Source organism: Pseudomonas oryzihabitans NBRC 102199 (assembly GCF_000730625.1).
Classification (GTDB): domain Bacteria; phylum Pseudomonadota; class Gammaproteobacteria; order Pseudomonadales; family Pseudomonadaceae; genus Chryseomonas; species Chryseomonas oryzihabitans.
The window spans coordinates 1-19,494 of record NZ_BBIT01000006.1 but is presented as its reverse complement, the minus strand read 5'-3'; the positions used below and the strand labels follow the sequence as shown (position 1 = coordinate 19,494).

Annotated in this window: 19 protein-coding genes, 1 tRNA gene and 1 pseudogene; 17 read left to right on the top strand and 4 right to left on the bottom strand. The window is 66.1% G+C overall.

Annotated features, from left to right (window positions below; genetic code table 11):
* The first annotated feature begins 27 nt into the window (after positions 1-27).
* Positions 28-252, top strand: a complete 225-nt coding sequence (locus POR01S_RS09870) for a hypothetical protein (RefSeq protein ID WP_027597585.1) — start codon at positions 28-30, stop codon at positions 250-252.
* 18 nt (positions 253-270) lie between these two features.
* Here the strand turns inward: POR01S_RS09870 and pdeM are convergent, their stop codons facing one another.
* A complete protein-coding gene (pdeM, locus tag POR01S_RS09865) occupies positions 271-930 on the bottom strand; it encodes a ligase-associated DNA damage response endonuclease PdeM (protein ID WP_042135509.1) in 660 nt (219 codons plus the stop codon).
* Between the two features lie 393 nt (positions 931-1,323).
* Here pdeM and POR01S_RS09860 point away from each other — a divergent pair, with 393 nt between their 5' ends.
* The 8 genes from POR01S_RS09860 (at position 1,324) to POR01S_RS09825 (ending at position 10,561) form a co-directional block, all read left to right on the top strand.
* Complete coding sequence (locus tag POR01S_RS09860; RefSeq protein ID WP_007162881.1) at positions 1,324-1,587, top strand: YeaC family protein; 264 nt, start codon at positions 1,324-1,326, stop codon at positions 1,585-1,587.
* An 85-nt stretch (positions 1,588-1,672) separates the two neighbouring features.
* Positions 1,673-2,515, top strand: a complete 843-nt coding sequence (locus POR01S_RS09855) for a DUF2797 domain-containing protein (RefSeq protein ID WP_027597587.1) — start codon at positions 1,673-1,675, stop codon at positions 2,513-2,515.
* An 11-nt stretch (positions 2,516-2,526) separates the two neighbouring features.
* Positions 2,527-5,166, top strand: coding sequence for an aminopeptidase N (gene pepN, locus POR01S_RS09850; RefSeq protein ID WP_042135507.1), 2,640 nt, complete (start codon positions 2,527-2,529; stop codon positions 5,164-5,166).
* Positions 5,167-5,549: 383 nt separating this feature from the next.
* Positions 5,550-6,158 carry a hypothetical protein gene (locus tag POR01S_RS09845; protein ID WP_042135505.1) on the top strand — a complete coding sequence of 203 codons (609 nt, stop codon included), beginning with the start codon at positions 5,550-5,552 and terminating at the stop codon, positions 6,156-6,158.
* 123 nt (positions 6,159-6,281) lie between these two features.
* Positions 6,282-6,869 (top strand): LemA family protein, encoded by a 588-nt coding sequence (locus POR01S_RS09840; RefSeq protein WP_007162885.1) that lies wholly within the window; start codon positions 6,282-6,284, stop codon positions 6,867-6,869.
* Positions 6,870-6,873: 4 nt separating this feature from the next.
* Complete coding sequence (locus POR01S_RS09835) at positions 6,874-8,733, top strand: M48 family metallopeptidase (RefSeq protein ID WP_052382648.1); 1,860 nt, start codon at positions 6,874-6,876, stop codon at positions 8,731-8,733.
* 67 nt (positions 8,734-8,800) lie between these two features.
* On the top strand, positions 8,801-9,703 hold the full coding sequence (locus tag POR01S_RS09830) for a response regulator (protein ID WP_027597590.1): 903 nt from the start codon (positions 8,801-8,803) through the stop codon (positions 9,701-9,703).
* Between the two features lie 3 nt (positions 9,704-9,706).
* Positions 9,707-10,561, top strand: a complete 855-nt coding sequence (locus POR01S_RS09825) for a hypothetical protein (RefSeq protein ID WP_052382647.1) — start codon at positions 9,707-9,709, stop codon at positions 10,559-10,561.
* Here the strand turns inward: POR01S_RS09825 and POR01S_RS09820 are convergent.
* Entirely contained in the window at positions 10,549-11,739 is a 1,191-nt protein-coding gene (locus POR01S_RS09820) for a serine hydrolase domain-containing protein (RefSeq protein ID WP_042135503.1), read from the bottom strand. The two genes, POR01S_RS09825 and POR01S_RS09820, sit on opposite strands and share 13 nt — an antisense overlap.
* Positions 11,740-11,798: 59 nt before the next feature.
* Here POR01S_RS09820 and def point away from each other — a divergent pair, with 59 nt between their 5' ends.
* Positions 11,799-12,338 carry a peptide deformylase gene (gene def / locus POR01S_RS09815; RefSeq protein WP_042135501.1) on the top strand — a complete coding sequence of 180 codons (540 nt, stop codon included), beginning with the start codon at positions 11,799-11,801 and terminating at the stop codon, positions 12,336-12,338.
* Here the strand turns inward: def and POR01S_RS09810 are convergent.
* The gene (locus POR01S_RS09810) at positions 12,335-12,973 is read right to left on the bottom strand and encodes a DsbA family oxidoreductase (RefSeq protein WP_027597593.1); all 639 of its coding nucleotides are present in this window, start codon (positions 12,971-12,973) and stop codon (positions 12,335-12,337) included. The genes def and POR01S_RS09810 overlap by 4 nt on opposite strands.
* A 283-nt stretch (positions 12,974-13,256) precedes the next feature.
* Between POR01S_RS09810 and POR01S_RS09805 the strand changes: the two genes are divergently transcribed.
* Positions 13,257-14,195, top strand: a complete 939-nt coding sequence (locus tag POR01S_RS09805; protein ID WP_042135499.1) for a bestrophin family protein — start codon at positions 13,257-13,259, stop codon at positions 14,193-14,195.
* Positions 14,196-14,238: 43 nt separating this feature from the next.
* On the opposite strand, the gene cprA is transcribed toward POR01S_RS09805, so the two are convergent.
* Positions 14,239-15,390 carry a cationic peptide resistance protein CprA gene (cprA, locus tag POR01S_RS09800; RefSeq protein ID WP_042135497.1) on the bottom strand — a complete coding sequence of 384 codons (1,152 nt, stop codon included), beginning with the start codon at positions 15,388-15,390 and terminating at the stop codon, positions 14,239-14,241.
* Between the two features lie 138 nt (positions 15,391-15,528).
* On the opposite strand from cprA, the gene POR01S_RS09795 reads away from it, so the two are divergent.
* The 6 genes and pseudogenes from POR01S_RS09795 (at position 15,529) to POR01S_RS09775 (ending at position 19,451) form a co-directional block, all read left to right on the top strand.
* On the top strand, positions 15,529-15,768 hold the full coding sequence (locus POR01S_RS09795; RefSeq protein WP_007162892.1) for a DUF2789 domain-containing protein: 240 nt from the start codon (positions 15,529-15,531) through the stop codon (positions 15,766-15,768).
* Positions 15,769-15,861: 93 nt separating this feature from the next.
* Positions 15,862-15,957 (top strand): annotated as a pseudogene (locus tag POR01S_RS24005) (hypothetical protein); the annotation flags it as partial.
* A 186-nt stretch (positions 15,958-16,143) separates the two neighbouring features.
* Entirely contained in the window at positions 16,144-17,133 is a 990-nt protein-coding gene (locus POR01S_RS09790; protein ID WP_027602831.1) for a DctP family TRAP transporter solute-binding subunit, read from the top strand.
* Positions 17,134-17,205: 72 nt separating this feature from the next.
* A complete protein-coding gene (locus POR01S_RS09785) occupies positions 17,206-18,327 on the top strand; it encodes a beta-ketoacyl-ACP synthase III (RefSeq protein WP_007162895.1) in 1,122 nt (373 codons plus the stop codon).
* A 70-nt stretch (positions 18,328-18,397) separates the two neighbouring features.
* Positions 18,398-19,276: a ParB/Srx family N-terminal domain-containing protein gene (locus tag POR01S_RS09780; RefSeq protein ID WP_027597598.1), complete on the top strand. Its 879-nt coding sequence runs from the start codon at positions 18,398-18,400 to the stop codon at positions 19,274-19,276.
* 99 nt (positions 19,277-19,375) lie between these two features.
* A tRNA-Ala gene (locus POR01S_RS09775) sits at positions 19,376-19,451 on the top strand.
* Positions 19,452-19,494 lie beyond the last annotated feature (43 nt).

The window sequence follows — 19,494 nt, the reverse complement described above, 5'->3', positions numbered from 1 at the left end:
CCTTGTTTCCCCCTGAGGAGTCCTGAGATGTCGAAGTGGAAAATTGCTTACAGCAACGTTGACGGCAACACCTCGGTGGTCACCACCGACGCTGACCAGAAACCGGACATGGAGCGGATCGCCCAGATCGTCCGCGACGATGCCCTGGAAGAATACGACGACAGCGAAGTCCCCCGGGATTACGACGAACCCACGGTGGCCCTGCTGGAACGCCACGGCATCACCATCACCGGGATCACCGAAGAAGGCTGATCGCCAGGGTATCTGGCTCTAGCGCAAGGGCCAGATACCGCCATCCCCCACCACGAAGATCCGCCGCGCCGGATCGGGTGCCAGCAGGTGCCCGCCGGTGAAGTCGCCAAAGGCCGGCAGGATCAGTACCTCGTCATTTTCCAGGCAGAAGCAGGGCAGGCGCAGCGCCTGGCGCCCACGCCCCTGCAGGCGAAACGCCGGATGAATGTGGCCGGCCAGCACCGGCAGGCGCGGGTGTGGATCGGGTTCGTGCTGCAGCGACAGGCCGTCCAGGTCCAGCGGTTCGCCCACCACGTCGATGCCCAGGGCGGCCGGTGGGTCCCCGGCGCGCCGGTCATGGTTGCCACGAATCAGCAGCAGCCGCAGATGGGCCTGGTGTTCCCGCCAGCGCTCGAGGGTGTCCAGGGTCAGGGGGGCGCGGGATTCCGGAGCGTGCAGGAAGTCGCCGAGAAAGATGATCTCGCGACAGTCGTAGCGTGTCAGCAGGCTGTCGAGCCGGGCGATGTTGCCGGCCGTGGTGCCATGGGGCACCGGCTGGCCCAGAGCCCGGAAGGCGGCCGCCTTACCGAAATGGATATCGGCCACCAGCAGCGCCTGGCGCGCCGGCCAATAGATGGCCTTTTCCGCGAGCAGCCAGAGCTCGACACCGGCGAGGATGAGAGGGTGATAGGCAGGCATGGGGTCTCCAGGAAGCGCTTCCTGCTCTGATGGCGGCCAGGTGCCAGGGTTCAGACCTGTTGCAGGGTAGGCCTGCTCGGCTAGCGCCCGCTCCCTGGGTGAGGAGGTTGGGGTGAGGGCGACCCTGACCCGAATTCTTCAGTGGAAAAGGCCAGACCGTTTTCCACGCTACGGGATTCGCATCCGCGTAGGTCGGGTTGAGCGCAGCGAAGCCCAACAGCCCAATCCGGCATCGCCCCTGTCGGGCTTCGACGATGGAGCCGTCTCAACCCAGCCTATCGCGACACCGGGCCGCGAGCCGAAATACAACCTATGACCACCATTGAACCAGGCCAGGTGCGCCGTCGCCTGCAGCCCGGTAAACTGGCGGTTCACTAGAGTCCGGAGCGACCCATGTCGACATCCTTCGCCCAGATGCTGGAAAACATCACCCCCGATATCTACGAAGGCCTCAAGCTGGCCGTGGAGATCGGCAAGTGGCCGGACGGCCGCAAGCTCAGTCGCGACCAGGTCGAGCTCTGTCTGCAGGCGGTGATCGCCTACGAGGCCAAGCACCTGCCCGAAGACCAGCGGACCGGCTACATGGGTCCCCAGGAGTGCGCCTCCAAGTCGGTGCCCATCGAGAACATCCTGTTCAAGTCCGACGCCATCCACTGATTGTCAGCGCCTTACCCCGACGAGGTGCCCTTCGGCGACGAAGAGGCACCTCGCGTCTTTTAGAAATCGAGAAATTCCTACCGTGATGACCGAACTGGGCCGTGGCGCCCTGCGCAAGATGGCCGTGACCCTGGCCGACCCCGTCAACTACGCCTTTCGCCTCGACGAGCGCGAGGTACCGGTCAATCCGCTGATCGGCCGTCGCCTGCGCCTGGAATACCTGGGCGCCATCCACTGCACCCACTGCGGCCGCAAGACCCGCAAAAGCTTTAGCCAGGGCTACTGCTATCCCTGCTTCACCGCCCTGGCCCAGTGCGACAGCTGCATCGTCAGCCCCGAAAAGTGCCACTACGAGCATGGCACCTGTCGCCAGCCGGAGTGGGGCGAAGCCCATTGCATGGTGCCCCACGTCGTCTACCTGGCCAACTCCTCGGGGCTCAAGGTGGGCATCACCCGCGCCACCCAGCTGCCCACCCGCTGGATCGACCAGGGCGCCTACCAGGCGCTGCCGATCCTGAGGGTCGCCACGCGCCAGCAGTCCGGCCTGGTGGAAGACCTGCTGCGCAGCCAGGTGGGCGATCGCACCAATTGGCGCGCCATGCTCAAGGGCGTGGCCGCACCGGAAGACCTGGTGGCGGTGCGCGAGCGGATCTTCGACGCCTGCGCCCAGGGTCTGGACGATCTCCAGGGCCGCTTCGGTCTGCAGGCGATCCAGCCGGTGGTCGACATGGCGCCCATCGAGATCCATTATCCGGTGACGGTCTATCCCACCAAGGTGGTCAGCCACGACCTGGAAAAGACCCCCGTGGTGGAAGGCACGCTGCTGGGCATCAAGGGTCAATACCTGATGTTCGATACCGGCGTGATCAATATTCGCAAGTACACGGCCTATCAGCTGGCCGTGTCCGCCTCCGCAGCAGAGATGTAAGGACGTAAGCCATGCGCACCGACCAGCCCCAGACCATCTATCTCAAGGACTACCAGGCGCCCGAGTACCTCATCGAGGAGACCCGCCTCAGATTCGAGCTGCACGACGACCAGACCCTGGTACATGCCGAATTGCGGCTGCAGCGCAATCCGGCCCGTGGCGCGGGCCTGCCGCCGCTGGTGCTGCATGGCGAGGAACTGGAGCTGCTGGCCGTGGCGCTGGACGACCAGGCCCTGGCCGCCGACGACTATCAGGTCGAGGCGGGCAGCCTGACCCTGCAGCCCCAGGGCGAAGCCTTCGTGCTCAAGACCTCGGTGCGCATCCATCCGGAAAGCAACACCGCCCTGGAAGGCCTGTACGTCTCCGGCACCATGTTCTGCACCCAGTGCGAGGCCGAAGGCTTCCGCAAGATCACCTACTACCTGGATCGGCCGGACGTGATGAGCGTCTTCACCACCACGGTGGAAGCCGACAAGGCCAAGTACCCGATCCTGCTCTCCAACGGCAACCCGGTGGCCAGCGGCGAAGCCGAGGGCGGCCGTCACTGGGCCACCTGGGAAGATCCCTTCCCCAAGCCGGCCTACCTGTTCGCCCTGGTCGCCGGTGACCTCTGGTGCGTCGAAGACAGCTACCGCACCGGCAGTGGCCGCGACGTGGCCCTGCGCATCTACGTCGAACCGGAGAACATCGGCAAGCTGCAGCACGCCATGGACAGCCTGAAGAAGTCCATGCGCTGGGACGAGGAGGTCTATGGCCGCGAATACGATCTGGACATCTTCATGATCGTCGCGGTGAACGACTTCAACATGGGAGCCATGGAGAACAAGGGCCTCAACATCTTCAACTCCAGCGCCGTGCTGGCCAGCCCGCGCACCGCCACCGACGCCGCCCATCAGCGCGTCGAGGCCATCGTCGCTCACGAATACTTCCACAACTGGTCGGGCAATCGCGTGACCTGCCGCGACTGGTTCCAGCTGTCGCTCAAGGAAGGCTTCACCGTGTTCCGCGATGCCGGCTTCAGCTCCGACATGAATTCGCCCACGGTCAAGCGCATCGAGGACGTGGCCTTCCTGCGCACCAACCAGTTCGCCGAGGACGCCGGTCCCATGGCCCACCCGGTGCGCCCGGACCACTTCATCGAGATTTCCAACTTCTACACCCTGACGGTGTACGAGAAGGGCGCCGAGGTGGTGCGGATGCTGCACACCCTGCTGGGCGCCGAGGGCTTCCGCAAGGGCACCGATCTCTACTTCGAGCGCCACGACGGTCAGGCGGTGACCTGCGACGACTTCATCAAGGCCCTGGAAGACGCCAATGGCGCCGACTTCAGCCAGTTCAAGCGCTGGTACAGCCAGTCCGGCACCCCGCGCCTGGCGGTCAGCGACGGCTATGACGCCGCGGCCCAGACCTATCGGCTGACCTTCAGCCAGAGCTGCCCGCCCACCCCGGGCCAGCCGACCAAGGAGCCCTTCGTGATCCCGGTCCAGCTCGGTCTGCTGGATGGCCAGGGGCGCGACCTGCCGCTGCGCCTGGAAGGCGAGGGCTCTGCCCAGGGCACCGACCGGGTGCTGTCGGTCACCCAGGCCGAGCAGACCTTTACCTTCGTCGACGTGCCCGAGCGCCCGCTGCCGTCGCTGCTGCGTGGCTTCTCCGCGCCGGTCAAGCTCAGCTTCCCCTACAGCCGTGAACAGCTGACCTTCCTCATGCAGCACGACAGCGACGGCTTCAACCGCTGGGACGCCGGCCAGCAGCTGGCCGTGCAGGTGCTGCAGGGCATGATCGCCGGCGAGCCGCTGGACACCCGGCTGGTGGAAGCCCTGCGCACCGTGGCGGCGGACGAGTCCCTCGATCCGGCCATGGTCGCCGAGATGCTCTCGCTGCCGTCCGAAGCCTATCTGGTGGAACTGTCCGAGCAGGCCGATCCCGGGGCCATCCACGGCGCCCGCCGTCAGGCGCGTCGGGCCATCGCCGAAGCCCTGCGCGACGTGCTCTGGCAGCGCTATCGCAGCGCCCGCGAGGCCTCGCGTACCACGCCCTACCAGGCCAGCGCCGACCATATCGCCCGCCGCAGTCTGCAGAACGCCGTACTCGGCTATCTGATGCTGCTGGAAGAGCCGGAGGCGCGCGACGCCGCCCTGGAGCAGTTCGACAACGCCGACAACATGACCGAGCGCCTGGCTGCCCTGAGTGCCCTGGTCAATTCCGGTTTCGAGCAGGAAAAGGCCGACGTCCTGGCGCGCTTCTTCGAAGAGTTCAAGAGCGATCCGCTGGTCATGGACACCTGGCTCAGCGTCCAGGCGTCCAGCCCCCTGCCGGGTGGTCTGGCGCGCGTCCAGGCGCTGATGGAAAATCCGGTCTTCACCCTGAAGAACCCCAACAAGGTGCGTGCGCTGATCGGAGCCTTCGCCAACAGCAACCTGGTCAATTTCCACGCCGAGGATGGCAGCGGCTATCGCTTCCTGGCCGACCAGATCATCATCCTCAACCGCCTCAATCCGCAGATCGCCTCGCGGCTGCTGACGCCCCTGACCCGCTGGAAGAAGTACGGCCCGGCGCGTCAGGCGCTGATGCGCGCCGAGCTGGAGCGCATCCTGGCCAGCGGCGAGTTGTCCAGCGACGTCTACGAGGTGGTGAGCAAGAGCCTGGCGTAGGAGATCCGACTGGGCTGCTTGTTGGGCTTCGACGACAGAGCCGTCTCAATCCAACCTACCTCCTCCCGTAGGTTGGGTTGAGCGCAGCGAAGCCCAACATCCGCCCACCGTTGCAAAGCCTGACGTCCAGCGTCGGGCTTTTTTTCGCCCGGATTTTCCCGCGCGGCCCTAGCCTGTAGCGCCTCTGCTGCCCAGTGGAAAAACCGCGCACACCCCCGTGCCTGACAATTCGTCTCCGCCCTGGCGCCGCTTGGCTGATAGAAATGCTTTAGGCTGCCAGCTGTATTCAAATCGGCTGCAGAACGAGGCGCCGCCGCCGACAGGGTAGGCGAGAGGTCTCGACAGGCCTTGGATCCAGTCACCGGAAAAGCACGGAGCGGCAGATGAGTCATGCACAGCTGATGGATTGGGGATTCGTCCTGATAACCCTGTGCAATATCCTGCTGATCGCCCTGGTGGTGTTTCTGCTGTGGCAGCGGTACGTCGCCAGCGACGCGGCTTCCAAGGCCGAGGGCGCTAACGAGGAGCAGGCGCCGGTTGCCCCTGAGGTGGTCGACAGCGCGCCTGCCAACGCTCCGCCGCCGCCACTTCCCGCCAGTCCCGCCCCGGCGGCGAACCGTAACGTCGATCTCTTCGACGAGGGCCCGGAAGAGGTGTACGACGCCAACTATCCCGAGTGGAAGAAAAGCGACGACCCCTATGTCGAGGAATTGCTGTCGCACCGCGAAGCCCTGGAGCTCAAGGTCGACAACATGGTCATGCGGCTCACTCGGGCGCACAAGGTGGTGACCGGCCTGCGCGCGCAGAATCGCGAATTGCGCGCCTCCGAAGCCCAGGCCCAGCGACTGCAGGAGGAACTGACCCGGACCCAGACCAGCCTCGCCCAGATGCGTCAGGAGCGCGATGCCCTGCTGCTGCAGCTCCAGCCCGGCCGCAAGGCGGACGCAGCGCCACGCCAGCCCACCGACCCGGGCACGCCATCCCCGTCTTGAACCGCGGTATGCCCCCCGGATTCACCAGCCATCCCCTCAACCGCCGCATCCGTCGCGCTGTGCAGCGGGCGCAGCGGCGCGCGCCCTAGACTGGAAATTCTCAGCACCTTCAAGGACGATTCGATGAAACTGCTGCTCCTGCTGGCTGCCTTGGTCGCTCTCGGCCTGTTCGCGATCAGCCTCTACAACGCTCTGGTCACGGCGCGTAACGCCTACCGCAACGCCTTCGCCCAGATCGATGTCCAGCTCACCCGCCGGCACGATCTCATCCCCAATCTGGTGGAAGCGGTGAAGGGCTATCTGCAGCACGAGCGCGAAACGCTGCAGGCGGTGATGACGGCGCGCCAGCAGGCGCAGTCCGGCCTGCACCAGGCCAAGACCCGGCCGGAGGATCCCGTCGCCCTGCACGCCCTGGAGCAGGGCGAGCAGGGACTCGGCATCGCCCTTGGGCGGCTGTTCGCCGTGAGCGAGGCCTATCCGGAGCTCAAGGCCAACGACACGGTCCTGCAGCTGATGGAAGAGCTGAGCTCCACGGAAAATCGCCTGGCCTATGCCCGTCAGGCCCATAACGATGCGGTGATGGACTACAACAATCGCTGCGAGACCTTCCCCGGATCGCTGCTCGCCCGTCGCTTCGGCTTTCGCCTGGCGCAGCCGCTGACCTTGCCGGACGGGGCCGCCCGCCAGACCCCGCGCATCAGCCTGAGCTGAGCGCGTGCGCTTTCTCGACGACCAGGCCGCGGCGCGCCGGCGCACCCGGCTGTGTCTTGCCTTGCTGGCCCTGGTGGTGCTGCTCATGGCGCTGGCCAGCGCCGGTCTGGCCCTGGTGTTCCTGCCGCGGGAGGTGATCGACTACCTCGGTGGGCGTGGGGCGACGCTGGTCAAGACCGGCCTGGCATTCACCGGCATCATCGCCGGCGCTTCCTTCTGGAAGGTGCGGCAACTGGCGCGCCAGGGCGGCGAGGCCGTGGTCAGGCGGCTGGGCGCCGTGCCATTGGACGATGAGACCGACCCCCGTACCCGTCAGCTGCACAACGTGGTGGCGGAGATGGCCCTGGCCGCCGGCGTACCGGTGCCGCGGCTGTACCTGCTGCCGGACGAGCCGGCCATCAATGCCTTCATCAGCGGCTACGGACCGGCAGATGCCAGCCTGTGCCTGACCCGCGGCGCGCTCCAGCTCTTGAACAGGGACGAATTGCAGGGTGTCGTCGCCCATGAATTCAGTCATCTGCTCAACGGCGACATGCGCCTGAATCTGCGCCTGCTGGGCTGGCTGCATGGCATCAGCCTGATCGCCGACCTCGGACAGGAGCTCTTCTCGGATCGCACCTCGACCATCACCCGGGTCGATGGCAACCACCTGCTGGGCTGGTTGCTGGGCACCGTGCTGCTGGCGGTCGGCGGCTGCGGACTGTTCTTCGCCAACCTGATCCAGGCCGCGGCGGCGCGCTCACGCGAGCGTCTGGCGGATGCCTCCGCCGTGCAGTTCACCCGCCAGCCCCAGGGTCTGGCCAATGCCCTGAAGAAGATCGCCGCCCATCCGCTGCAGGGGCGGCTCTATCACCGTCGGGCGCGCAGCGTCGCGCACATGGTGCTGGGCGACTCGGGCGCCTCCTGGTTCGCCACCCATCCCCCGGTGCTGGAGCGCATCCAGCACCTGGAACCGGACTTCGACGAATGGCAGTTGGAGCGCCTCCGGGCGGAAGCCTTGCTGCCCATGGGCGTCGCCTATGTGGCAGGGGGTACGCCGCCCGCTTCGCCGCCGCCGACCGCCGTAGCGCTGCCGGTTGCACCGGCACTGGCCGATACGCCCCTGCGCACCCTTCCACCGGCCCTGCTCGAAGTGCTGCGCCAGCCGCAGCAGGCGGCGGAGCTGTTGCTGGCACTGGCCGGCACGCCGCCGGCAGCGGGCGGCGGGGAGGGCGCGCGCTGGGTGAACAGTCTGCATGCCTCTCTGCGGCTGCCGGTGGCGCAACTGACCTTTCCGGCCATCCGCCAACTGCCGCGGCCGGTCCTGCGCCAGCTGCTGATCGATCTCAAGGCAGGCTTCGCCGCTGCGCCGGACCTGGAGTTGTCCCGCTACTGCCTGGCGCAGATCATCCAGCGTCAGCTGATCGCCAGCTTGGCGCCGGGTCGCCAACGGCTGTCGGGGCGGGGCAAGCTGGCGCAGGCCCGGACCGCGGTCCTTACCTTCTATGCGGTGGCCGCCGAACAGAGCCACGATGACGTCCAGGCCGCTCGTCGGGCCTTCCTGCTCGCCGTCGCCCGTACCTTTCCCGGTTTGCACTGTAGCTACGCGCCGCCGCGTCCCTGGCGTCCGGCGCTGGACGGCGCCCTGGCGCAGCTCGCCCAGCTGAGCGTGGCGGCGCGCACCCTGGTACTGGAGGGCCTGCTCTGTCTCATCGAGGCGGACGAAAGGGTGCAAACCGCAGAGCTGGAGCTGCTGAGGCTCTATTGTGCGGTCCTCGAATTGCCGTATCCCGCCCTGGACGAATACCTTTCACTCGCCGATGACAAGCTCTCGCAAAAAGGTTGCCGTTCGGCTGATACTGGCCAGGTGATATCTGCACTGTGATCCACACTGGCGCCCGCGGCGACAGCTCGCCGAGGGATAACGTGGCGTTCATAATTCAGGATGATGCATGAAGTTCCTCGTGGTAGACGACAGTCGAGCGGTCCAGACCATCATCAAGCGGATTCTGGCGAATACCGGTTACAGGGATATCGAATTGCGCGTGGCGTCCACCGGTGAGGAAGCCGTGGCGCTGCTGGAGAGTTGGACGCCCAACCTGGTGCTCACCGACTGGCACATGCCCGGCATGACCGGTCTGGAACTGCTCCAGGCGATCCGTCAGCGGGTGGGCGCCGACATCCACGTGGGTTTTGTCACCACCGAGTCGTCGGCGCGCAACATCGAGGCGGCCTACCGCAATGGCGCAGCCTTCGTGGTGACCAAGCCCTTCGCCCAGGAAACCCTGCAGCAGGCGGTGCTCACCGTGCTGCAGGATGGCGCCAGCGCCGAACAGGCCATTGAATCCTCCGGTCGCGAGAGCCTGCCGATCCCGACTCGTTTCAACCCTGACCCACAGCGCATCCGCCAGTTGCTCGGCCTCTCGTCCATCGTCTGCCAGATAGAGCCCATGGCGCCGATTCCGGTTGATCGGCTGGCCTTGCCCTATGTGATCGGCATCTATGGCCATCCGCAGAGCAAGGCACTGGAAGCCGTCTGCCTGCTGGACCTCAACGCGGCCTGCATTCTCGGTGGCTCCCTGGCCGGACTCGCGCCGGCAGCCATCCACAGCGCCATTGCCAGCGCGACCCTGAGCCGGGAAATCTACGAGAACGCCACCGCCTTCCTCGCCGACCTCAGCGGCATGATCTCCGCCGGCAAGGGTGGTGCGCCGCTGGTACTCAGCACCAGTCACTTGGTGCAGAAGCCCTTCGAGAAGCTCTACAGCCTCTGGCGGCAGAACAATGGTCGCGCCGATTTCAGCCTGTCCTTTCCCGGGCTGGGTGACGGCTTCATCGCCTTCCTGTTGAGCTAGGGGATGGCCGACTCGCGCTTCGTCGAATGGGGTTTCCTGCTGGTCACCCTGTCCAATGTCCTGCTCATCGCCCTGGTCCTGACCCTGCTCTGGCAGCGCCTCTTTCCACGCCCCGAGGCCGCGGTCGAGGACCCCGAGGTCCCTGCGGCGTCTGCGCCCGGCGCGCCGCTGCCGCTCACCAGTCAGGCCGAGACCGCGGCCAGCCTGATCGACGCGGCGCGGCAGGCGGATGTCGAGCCCCTGGGGCAGGCCATCAGCGACAGCCTGGATCTGGTAGGCCGCCTCGACGGGGTGGGCGGTGACGACTATCCGGACTGGAAGAAGACCAACCAGCCCTATATCGACGACCTGCTGTCCCATCGCGAGAGTCTGGAATTCAAGCTGGACGATCTCAAGTCCAAGCTGGACCGGGCGCACAAGCTGATCACCAACCTGCACGTGCAGAATCGCGAGATGCGCGGCGCGGAAGCCAAGCTGCAGCGCCTCAGTCTCGATCACGATCGGGTGCAGGGCACCCTGCTGGAAGTGCGCCGCGAGCGCGATCAGCTCAAGGTGAAGGTACAGCGACTCGGCGAAGAGCTGCTGCGGCTGCGGCAACAGCCCGCGGCGCCGGCTGCGGCGGGCGTGGCCGAGGTGGATGGGCGCCTGCAGGAGGAGCTGGAGACCCTGCGCGAGAGTCTCGAAGAGGAGCGGGCGAAGCTGTCGCGCACCCTGGTGGAAAAGGAGTTCATCGAGCAGGTGTTCATCGATACCGACGCCGTCACCGACAGCTATCAAGCCCTGCAACAGGAGCATGCCGCGCTGCAGGAGCAGCTGCAGGCGCTGCAGGCCCGGCTGGACGCCGCTCAGTCGCGGTAAAGGGCATCACGGATGGCGTCGGGGAAGGGGCCGCTCATGCCGGCGATCGCCGTGTTGGTGAGGATCACCACGCTCAGCTCGCGCGCCGGGTCGATGAACCAGGCATTGCCGTAGACGCCACCCCATTGCAGGGTGCCAGGCGTCTGCGGGGTCTTCGCCATCCGGGCATCGCGCAGCACCGCCGCGCCCAGGCTAAAGCCCCAGCCCGGGGCGTCGTCGCGCTGCAGCTCAGGGATCTGGTCTTCCATGAACAGGCGCTGGCTGGCCGGTTGGAGCAGCCGCCCCTGGCGGAGCGCCTCGAGAAAAGCAAGATAGTCGCCCGCGCTGCCCTGCATGCCACCGCCGCCCGAGGCGAAGGCCTGCGCCGAAAGGGCGCGTGCCGGCGAATAGAGAATGCCGCCCTTGGGCATGGGTAGCAGATAGGGCTCGCTCATGGGTTCGGGGCGCGGATAGCCGTCGCGATAGGCTGTGGCCAGGCGCCCGGCGTCGCTGACGTGGAAGCTCAGGTCGTGCAGACCCAGCGGTGCGGCCACCTCCCGCTGGACGACCGCCGGCAGGGGCTGCCCGGTGGCGGCCGCCAGCACGCCGCCCATCACGTCCAGCCCAAGGGAGTAGCGCCACTGGGTGCCCGGCTGGAAGTCCAGCGGCACCCCCGCCAGGCGTCGGAGGTTTTCTTCCAGGGTGAGGGAGGCATCATCCAGGCCGTCGGATACCCCGGCACGGTGATAGGGACCGTGCTGGTCTTCGCCGAAACCATAGTGCAGGCCGGCGGTGTGGCTGAGCAGCTGCGCCAGGGTCGGCGTGGCCGGAGTGCCATCGGCCAGAGCCGGGGTGAAGTAGGGCAGGTAGCGACTGACCGGCGCCTGCAGATCCAGGCGGCCCTGGTCCGCCAGCCGCAAGGCGGTCACGGCCACCAGCGGCTTGGTCAGGGAGGCGAAGCGAAACAGCTGGTCTTCCTGCATCGGCCGCCGGGCTTCGCGATCGGCGAAACCGGCGGCGCGCCGATACACCACGCGGCCCTGGTGAGCGACCATGACCACGGTGCCGACGATGCGCTGCTGGGCGATGGCCTGTTCCAAAATCGGATCGAGGCGGGCGGCGAGGGCCGCGTCCTCGGCCTGGGCAAGGGGGGTACTCAGGCCGAGGCCGAGTGCGCTGGCGAGCAGTAGGGAAGACATCTGGTTTAAGCTCCTGGCGAATCGCCGGCGGCTGGACCGGCCAAAGGAGGAATCCTCGCATGATTCGTGACATTTTGAAGATGGGCGATCCCCGCCTGCTGCGGGTGGCACCGCCGGTGGCGGCCGAGCGCTTCGGTTCGGCCGAGCTGCAGGGGCTGATCCAGGACATGTTCGACACCATGGCCGCCGCCGGTGGCGTGGGCCTCGCGGCGCCGCAGATCGGCGAAGATCTGCAACTGATGGTCTTCGGCTTCGAGCGCAATGTCCGCTATCCCGAGGCGGCGCCGGTGCCCCTGCAGGTGCTGATCAATCCGCGGATCGAGGTGCTGGACGCCAGCGAGGAGCTGGGCTGGGAAGGCTGCCTGTCGATCCCGGGGTTGCGCGGCGAGGTGCCACGGCCGCGGCGGATCCGCTATCGGGGCGTGGATGGCGACGGTCGTCCGGTGGACCAGGAGGCCGAAGGCTTCCATGCACGGGTGGTGCTGCACGAATACGATCACCTGATCGGGCGACTCTATCCCTCGCGCATCCAAGATTTCGCCCGCTTCGGCTTCACCGAGGTACTGTTTCCCGAGTTGACCGCGGCCGCGCAGCGCTAGGCGCCGGCGGCCTCCAGCTGCGCCCTGACGGCCGCCGCCAACTGGGCGAAGGGCACCGCGCCATCCAGGGCGCGAGCCTCTTCGACGGGCGCCCCGGCGGAGCGCAGCAGCAGCGTCGGTACCGCGGTGATGCCCAGGGCTTCGGCGCGATCCTCGGCGTGCAGCACGACATCGGTATGGTCGCCCCGGGCCAGGCTGGCTCTTAGCGCCTCGCTGTCCAGACCGCTGTGACGCGCCAGGTCGAGCAGCACGTCCAGCTCGCCGATATCCCGACCCTCTTCGAAAAAGGCCTGGAAGACCGCCAGGTGGAAGGCGTCGAAGCGATCCTGCTCGCGGGCGAATTCCGCCGCCTCCAGCGCCAGGCGACTGCGGGGTTGCACGGGCGGCAGCCGCAGCACCATGCCGTATTCCGCGGCCATGGGATAGACGGCGCGATCCCAGGTCCGGCGCAGGTAGTCACCGGCAGGGTCGAGGGTGGGCGTGGGCTCGGGACGCAATTCGAAGGCATGCCACTCGATGGCCAGCTGGTCGCCGAATTCTTCCTGCAGACGCGCCAGCTGGGGCAGCTCCAGGTAGCAGAAGGGACAGACGTAATCGCTCCAGACATCCAGACGAACGCGCGGGGTGGCGGTCATGGCAGTGCTCCGGAAGGGCATGGTGTCTGTCGGACCGCACCCGAAAGCGGATGTTCGGTGAACGTGCCGATATCCACGGCCGATAGGGCCTCCAAGTACGGGTTGCGAGCCGGAGGTTGGCAGCCAGCAACCGACGTCCTCTTCATATCCGGAAACGGAATGGCCACCGGCCAATTGCGTGAAATGGGTGGCGATCCGCGCTCTAGACGCTTGCCTTGAACCTGTCCCCGACCCCAGGTTCCTATGGCTGCATCCTTTCTTTCACGCGCTAAGGACTATCACCTTGGGTTTTTTCGAACGCAAACTGACATTCCTTCGGCAAACCTTCAGCTACGTCGGCTGGTCGGTTTTCTGGCTGCTGCTGTGGGACATCGCCGTCACCGTCGACTACATGATCTTCGTCGACCAACGGGCGCAGCTGCCCAACATCCCCCTGACCCTGATCGGCTCGGCGCTGATCGTGCTGACCAGCTTTCGCAACACCAGTGCCTATCAGCGCTGGTGGGAAGCGCGCACCCTCTGGGGTGGCATGGTCAACAGCTCGCGCAGCTTCGCCCGGCAGGCGCTGACGCTCATCGACGATGGCGACGAGCATTTCAACGCCATCAAGACGGTACTCATCGAGCGCCATCTCGCCTACGTCCGCTGCCTGGCCTGCCAGCTCAGCGGCGACCCGCTGCCCAAGGAAGTCCGCACCTACCTGGGCAAGGAGGAGTGGGCGATGCGCAAGGAGACCAACAACTTCGCCAACGCCATCCTCAGCGGCTCTTCCAGCCTGATCGCCCTGGAGTACCGCGCCGGTCGCCTGGACAGCATCCGCCTGGAGCGCCTGGAAGCCACCTTCGTCGACATGTCCAACTGGCAGGGCGGCATGGAGCGCATCGCCAACACGCCCTTGCCCTATCCCTATGTCAACTTCCCGCGGTTGTTCGTCTTCCTGTTCTGCGTGCTGATGCCCATCGGCCTGGTGGAAAGCCTGGAGTGGTACACGCCGCTGGCCTCCACCGTGGTGGGCTTCATGTTCCTGGCGCTGGAAAAGGTCGGGACCGATCTGCAGAGTCCCTTCCAGCGCAGTCGGCACCAGATCACCATGGGCACCATCTGCAATACCATCGAAGGCAACCTGCGCACCATGCTGCGCGATGCCCGCGGGGGTTACGCCTCGGTCAGCGACATCGTGCGGGATTCGCGGTTGAGCTCGCCGGAGAAGGATTCCGTCTGAGCGGCGCCCGGTGGCTGGCCATCGCCAGCCCCGGGCATGGGCCTTACTTGAAGTCCCACTGCATCTGCGCCGGGATGCTGATGTCGCGCGAGGAATGCACGCAGACATCCAGGTAGTCGGTGAAGCGCGGCGGGGCGGCGATGCCTTCGTCCAGCAGACGCTGATTGTCGAACAGGTAGTTCAGATCTGCGAAGCCGCCGTACAGCTTGAGCGCCCGCAGCACCAGCCGCGGATTCGCCGGGCCGATGCGTTCGTTGAAGTCGGCCGCCAGTTCCTTGAGATCGGCGCTGTCCACCTGGCGATAGCGCTCGCCCACCGGGGCATCGCCCATGGCGCCGGCATAGGCCTCGTCGATTTCACCAAAGGTGCAGGCGCCGGCATTGCCCGCCGAGATGTGATACAGGCTGTAGTTCAGCTTCGGCTTGAGGGCCAGTTCCACCAGGGCTTCGGCGCAGTAGTCCACCGGAATGACATCGATCTGCTCGTCGAGGCCACAGGTGAAGCGCTCCAGGGCGAAACCCATGCGGAACACCCAGAAGATGCTGCCTGACGCCTTGCAGCCGGAACGACGGTGACCCACCACGATGGAAGGGCGTGCCACCACCAGCGGCAGCAGCGGCAACTCGTTGCGCAGCTTGAGTTCGATGGCCGCCTTGGAGGCGGTGTAGTCCACCAGTTGCTGCTCCGGCTCGGGGAAGTCCCAGGTCTCGGCGACCGGTGACTGGCGCTGCGGACCGCAGGCCATGGCGGTGCTGACGTGCAGGAAGCGCTTCAGCCGCCACGACTGGGCGCAGGCCTCGGCCAGGGCGAAGGTGCCTTCGACGTTGACTGGCCAGATCTTCGGATTGCGCGAGAAGGAGGCGACCGCCGCGCAGTTGATGACCTCGTCCAGCGTCTGCAGGAGCGGCTTGGCGGCGTCGATCCAGTGGGTGTCCAGCAGGTCGCCACAGAGGATCTGTTCGGGCCTGAGCAGGGCGGCCAGGCGCTCGTCGACGTCATGCACGCGCAGATTCTGCAGCAGGCGCTCCAGGCCTTCTGCGGGAGTCGCGGCCCGGACCAGGAATCTCAGCCCTTCGACATGGCCCAGCTCCAGCAGGCGCAGGGTGACGGCGCCGCCGAGAAAGCCGGTGGCGCCGGTGACGAGGATACGGCGCGGCGCGGCGGTGAATTGGATGGAAGAGACGGGAAGCGACATGGCGGAGGCCCTGGTTGGCGGAACGTGGGCGTACCTTAAGGGTCGACGCTGAAGGATTTATTAAGGCCGGGGAACCCCTCCAGGCTGGCGTCTTTCTAGATGCCCAGCGTAACGACCGATAACCGCCTGGAGACCCCCATGGAACTTCCCGTTCACGATCTGACGACCCTCTTCGAACAACTGGGCCTGGACTCCGATCCGGCTGCCATCGACGACTTCATCGCCAGTCATTCGCCACTGCCCGATGAGGTCAAGGTGTCCGAGGCCGACTTCTGGTCGCCGGCGCAAAAGGCCTTTCTCAAGGACGAAATCATGGGCGATGCCGACTGGGCGCCGATCGTCGACGAGCTGAACGTCCGTCTGCATAGTCATGACTAATGCTGTAGGGCTGGAGGTCTCCAGCCCTGCCACACCTCTCGTGTCCGGAGATTTGCCATGAACGCCGTCCATGCCCAGCAGCAGCCCAACGATCCGCCCGTCGCCAATGACGAGGACGAGGTCAGCGAAGAGCAACTCGACGATTCCGTCGAGGAAACCTTTCCCGCGAGCGATCCCATCTCGCCCTGATGGATTCTTGGCGCCGTTTCGACGGCGCTGTTCCTACCCCTGATCCGGCTTTCCTGCACTTTCGTCGTGCCGTTTTCCTCCGCTGACCAGCCTTTCCCGCCGCGGCTGCTAAGGTAATCGCGTCGCGCACGCATCGCGACGGGGTCGCGCAGGCGATCCGATGGATCGTTCAACGCAGGGAATCCCATGATCAAGACCTTTTTCGCCACCCTGGCCGGCTCGCTTATCGCTTTGGCCATGCCCTTCGCCGTGGCCGAACCCATTGTCATCAAGTTCGCCCATGTGGTGACGGACGACACGCCCAAGGGGCGCGGTGCCCTGCAGTTGCAGAAGCTGGTGCAGGAACGCCTGGCGGGCAAGGTCAAGATCGAGGTGTATCCCAACTCCAGCCTGGTGGGCGATGCCGACGAACTGGAGGCGCTGCGCAGCAACAGGGTCCAGCTGCTGGCACCCTCGGTCTCCAAGCTCAATGCCCTGGCCAAGCCGCTCAAGGTCTACGATCTGCCCTTCCTGTTCGACAATATCGAGGCGGTCAAGCGCTTTCAGCGCCGCGACAAGAGTCGCGAACTGCTGGGCAGTCTCGTCACCCATGGCATCACCGGGCTGGCCTATTGGAACAACGGTGGCCGGCAACTCTCGGCCACCCGGGAAATCCACGTTCCGGCCGACCTCAAGGGCCTGACCTTCCGCGTCGAGTCCTCCGATGTGCTGGCGGCCTACTATCAGCAGCTCGGCGCCCAGGCGGTCAAGCTGCCCTTCGCCCAGGTCTACGACGCCCTGCGTACCGGCAAGGTCCAGGGCGCGGAAAATCCCTGGTCGAACCTGCTGGGGCAGAAGATCAATACCGTGCAGCCCTACATCGTCGAGGACAACCACAGCTTCCTAACCTACATGCTCATCACCAACACCACCTTCTGGAACGGGCTGCCCTTCGAAATCCGCAGCGAGCTGGAGGCCATCCTCGACGAGGTGTCCCAGTCGGTGAATCGCGATGCCGAAGCCATCAACGCCAAGGCACGCGAGCGGGTGGTGGCGGCCAATACCAGCAAGATCCTGGTGCCGACGGCTGCCGAGCGCGAGGCCTGGCGCGCGGCGGTGGCGCCCCTGATCAAGGGGTACGAAAGCGAAGTGGGCAGCGATGTCCTGCGCGCCGCCGAGGCGGCCAATCGGCGCTGAGATTGCACGGGCGTCCACCCTGGATTTGCGGCAAACTGGCACGGCGTCATCCCGACAACAAGAGGAATAGCCGTGCAGCACGCGGTCATCAGCGGTAGTGGGCTCTATACGCCGCCCGAAAGCATTTCCAACGACGAGCTGGTTGCGTCCTTCAACCAGTGGGCAGGCCAGTGGAATGCCGAGCATGCCGACGCCATCGCCCAGGGCAGCCTGGCGCCCCAGCCTGAATCCAGCGCCGCCTTCATCGAGAAGGCCTCCGGCATCCGCAGCCGCCATGTGGTCGACAAGGCCGGCATCCTCGATCCGGCGCGCATGGTGCCGCGCATCCCCGAGCGTTCCAACGACGAGCCCTCGATCCTCTGCGAGATGGGCGTTGCCGCGGCACGCGAAGCCCTGGAACGGGCCGGGCGGACGGCCGCCGACATCGACGGCGTCATCGTCGCCTGTTCCAACCTGCAGCGGCCCTATCCGGCGGTGGCCATCGAGGTCCAGGCCGCGCTGGGTATCCAGGGCTACGGCTTCGACATGAACGTCGCCTGCTCCTCGGCGACCTTCGGCCTGCAGACCGCGGCCAACGCCGTGCAACTGGGGCAGGCGCGGGCGGTACTGGTGATCGATCCGGAGATCTGCACCGGCCACCTGAATTTCCGCGACCGCGACAGCCATTTCATCTTTGGCGATGCGGCCACCGCCCTGGTGGTGGAGCGTGCCGACCAGGCGACCTCGGCGCACCGCTTCGAGATCCTCGGTACCCGGTTGTTCACCCAGTTCTCCAACAACATCCGCAACAACTTCGGCTTCCTCAACCGCGCGGCGGAGGAGGGCATGACCCACCCGGACAAGCTGTTCGTCCAGGAAGGGCGCAAGGTGTTCAAGGAGGTCTGCCCCCTGGTGGCCGAGCTGATCGGCAATCACCTGGCCGAACTGGACATCCCCGTCGAGCGGGTCTCGCGCTTCTGGCTGCACCAGGCCAACCTGGCGATGAATCAGCTCATCGTCAAACGCCTGCTGGGGCGCGAACCCGAGCCCAACGAGGCGCCGGTCATTCTCGATACCTACGGCAACACCAGCTCGGCCGGTTCGGTCATCGCGCTGCATCTGCACCACGAGGATCTGGCCAGCGGCAGCTTGGGCGTGCTCAGCTCCTTTGGCGCGGGCTATTCCATCGGCAGCGTAGTGTTGCGCAAGGTCTGATCGACGGCAGGAGTCTTCCCGGGATGACCGTTGTCGGACCTGGGAAGACCTCTTGAGATAGGAAGACCCCGTGCCGCCAGGAAGCCTGCTCCAGGTGCAGCTGCATCAGCTGCGCCCCACCCAGCCCGCGATCGGCCACGACCAGGTGCTGTACAAGCTCGGCAAGTACGCCTGCGACCGGCGCAAGCTGTTCGACGACTACTGCGAAGCCAACGGGCAGCACCTGAGTGGTGGCTTCCAGCCGAGCACCAGTCTGCGCTCGGCCGGCGACGCCCTCGGGGTACGGCCGCCGGGTAGCTGTCCGGATGAAATGAAGACCGTCGTCATAGGTCCGGGGCGGCAGCTCTATCTCACCGACGGCCACCACACCTTTTCCGCCTTCTGGGAGCACCCCGGTGGCGGCCCCGAGACCCCGGTATGGGTCAGGGTCACCGACGATTTCAGCGACGCCGCGAGCATGGCCGACTTCTGGATCCGCCTGCTCGACGAGCGCAAGGCCTGGCTCAAGGATCCCCAGGGCCGGCCCATCCTGCCCGAGCAGCTGCCGCCGACCCTGGGCCTCTCCGCCATGGCCGACGACCCCTACCGCGCGCTGGTCTATTTCACCCGCCAGATCGGCTACGACAAGCCGCGGACCCCGGATGGCCGGGTATTGCCGTCGGAATTCCTCGAGTTCTACTGGGCCGAGTGGCTGCGCATGCTGCTGCCGCTGCGGGACTACGATCTCGACGATCGCAAGAGCTACGCCAAGGCGGTGGAGCAGGCCGCCAGGCTGATGGTGGCCAACCCGGGCATGCTGATCGGCAGCTCGGGCCGTACGGCGCTGGAGATGGGGGCCTATCGCGCCCTGGACAAGAAGGTCCTGCGCAAGCTCTCTTCCAGCGATGGCAAGTTCACCTACCTGCTGGCCGCCCGCGCCCAGCGTGCGGCCCTGTCCCGGGCGATCTAGTCGGTTTCCGGCTTAAGTGTCTGTTACTAGCAGGTTTTTTTCTTATTGGTGTTGACAGGGGAGGCCGGGCCTCTTAACATGCGCCCCGTCCTGACCGACGGGGCTATAGCTCAGCTGGGAGAGCGCTTGCATGGCATGCAAGAGGTCGACGGTTCGATCCCGTCTAGCTCCACCAAATTTCGGTTTCGCCTTCGGGGGGAATCGGTAGAAGGTTTCGT

Coding starts and splice junctions, on each gene's coding strand:
- POR01S_RS09870 (WP_027597585.1), top strand. CDS start 28: ATGTCGAAGTGGAAAATTGCTTACAGCAACGTTGACGGCAACACCTCG.
- pdeM (WP_042135509.1), bottom strand. CDS start 930: ATGCCTGCCTATCACCCTCTCATCCTCGCCGGTGTCGAGCTCTGGCTG.
- POR01S_RS09860 (WP_007162881.1), top strand. CDS start 1,324: ATGTCGACATCCTTCGCCCAGATGCTGGAAAACATCACCCCCGATATC.
- POR01S_RS09855 (WP_027597587.1), top strand. CDS start 1,673: ATGACCGAACTGGGCCGTGGCGCCCTGCGCAAGATGGCCGTGACCCTG.
- pepN (WP_042135507.1), top strand. CDS start 2,527: ATGCGCACCGACCAGCCCCAGACCATCTATCTCAAGGACTACCAGGCG.
- POR01S_RS09845 (WP_042135505.1), top strand. CDS start 5,550: ATGAGTCATGCACAGCTGATGGATTGGGGATTCGTCCTGATAACCCTG.
- POR01S_RS09840 (WP_007162885.1), top strand. CDS start 6,282: ATGAAACTGCTGCTCCTGCTGGCTGCCTTGGTCGCTCTCGGCCTGTTC.
- POR01S_RS09830 (WP_027597590.1), top strand. CDS start 8,801: ATGAAGTTCCTCGTGGTAGACGACAGTCGAGCGGTCCAGACCATCATC.
- POR01S_RS09825 (WP_052382647.1), top strand. CDS start 9,707: ATGGCCGACTCGCGCTTCGTCGAATGGGGTTTCCTGCTGGTCACCCTG.
- POR01S_RS09820 (WP_042135503.1), bottom strand. CDS start 11,739: ATGTCTTCCCTACTGCTCGCCAGCGCACTCGGCCTCGGCCTGAGTACC.
- def (WP_042135501.1), top strand. CDS start 11,799: ATGATTCGTGACATTTTGAAGATGGGCGATCCCCGCCTGCTGCGGGTG.
- POR01S_RS09810 (WP_027597593.1), bottom strand. CDS start 12,973: ATGACCGCCACCCCGCGCGTTCGTCTGGATGTCTGGAGCGATTACGTC.
- cprA (WP_042135497.1), bottom strand. CDS start 15,390: ATGTCGCTTCCCGTCTCTTCCATCCAATTCACCGCCGCGCCGCGCCGT.
- POR01S_RS09795 (WP_007162892.1), top strand. CDS start 15,529: ATGGAACTTCCCGTTCACGATCTGACGACCCTCTTCGAACAACTGGGC.
- POR01S_RS09790 (WP_027602831.1), top strand. CDS start 16,144: ATGATCAAGACCTTTTTCGCCACCCTGGCCGGCTCGCTTATCGCTTTG.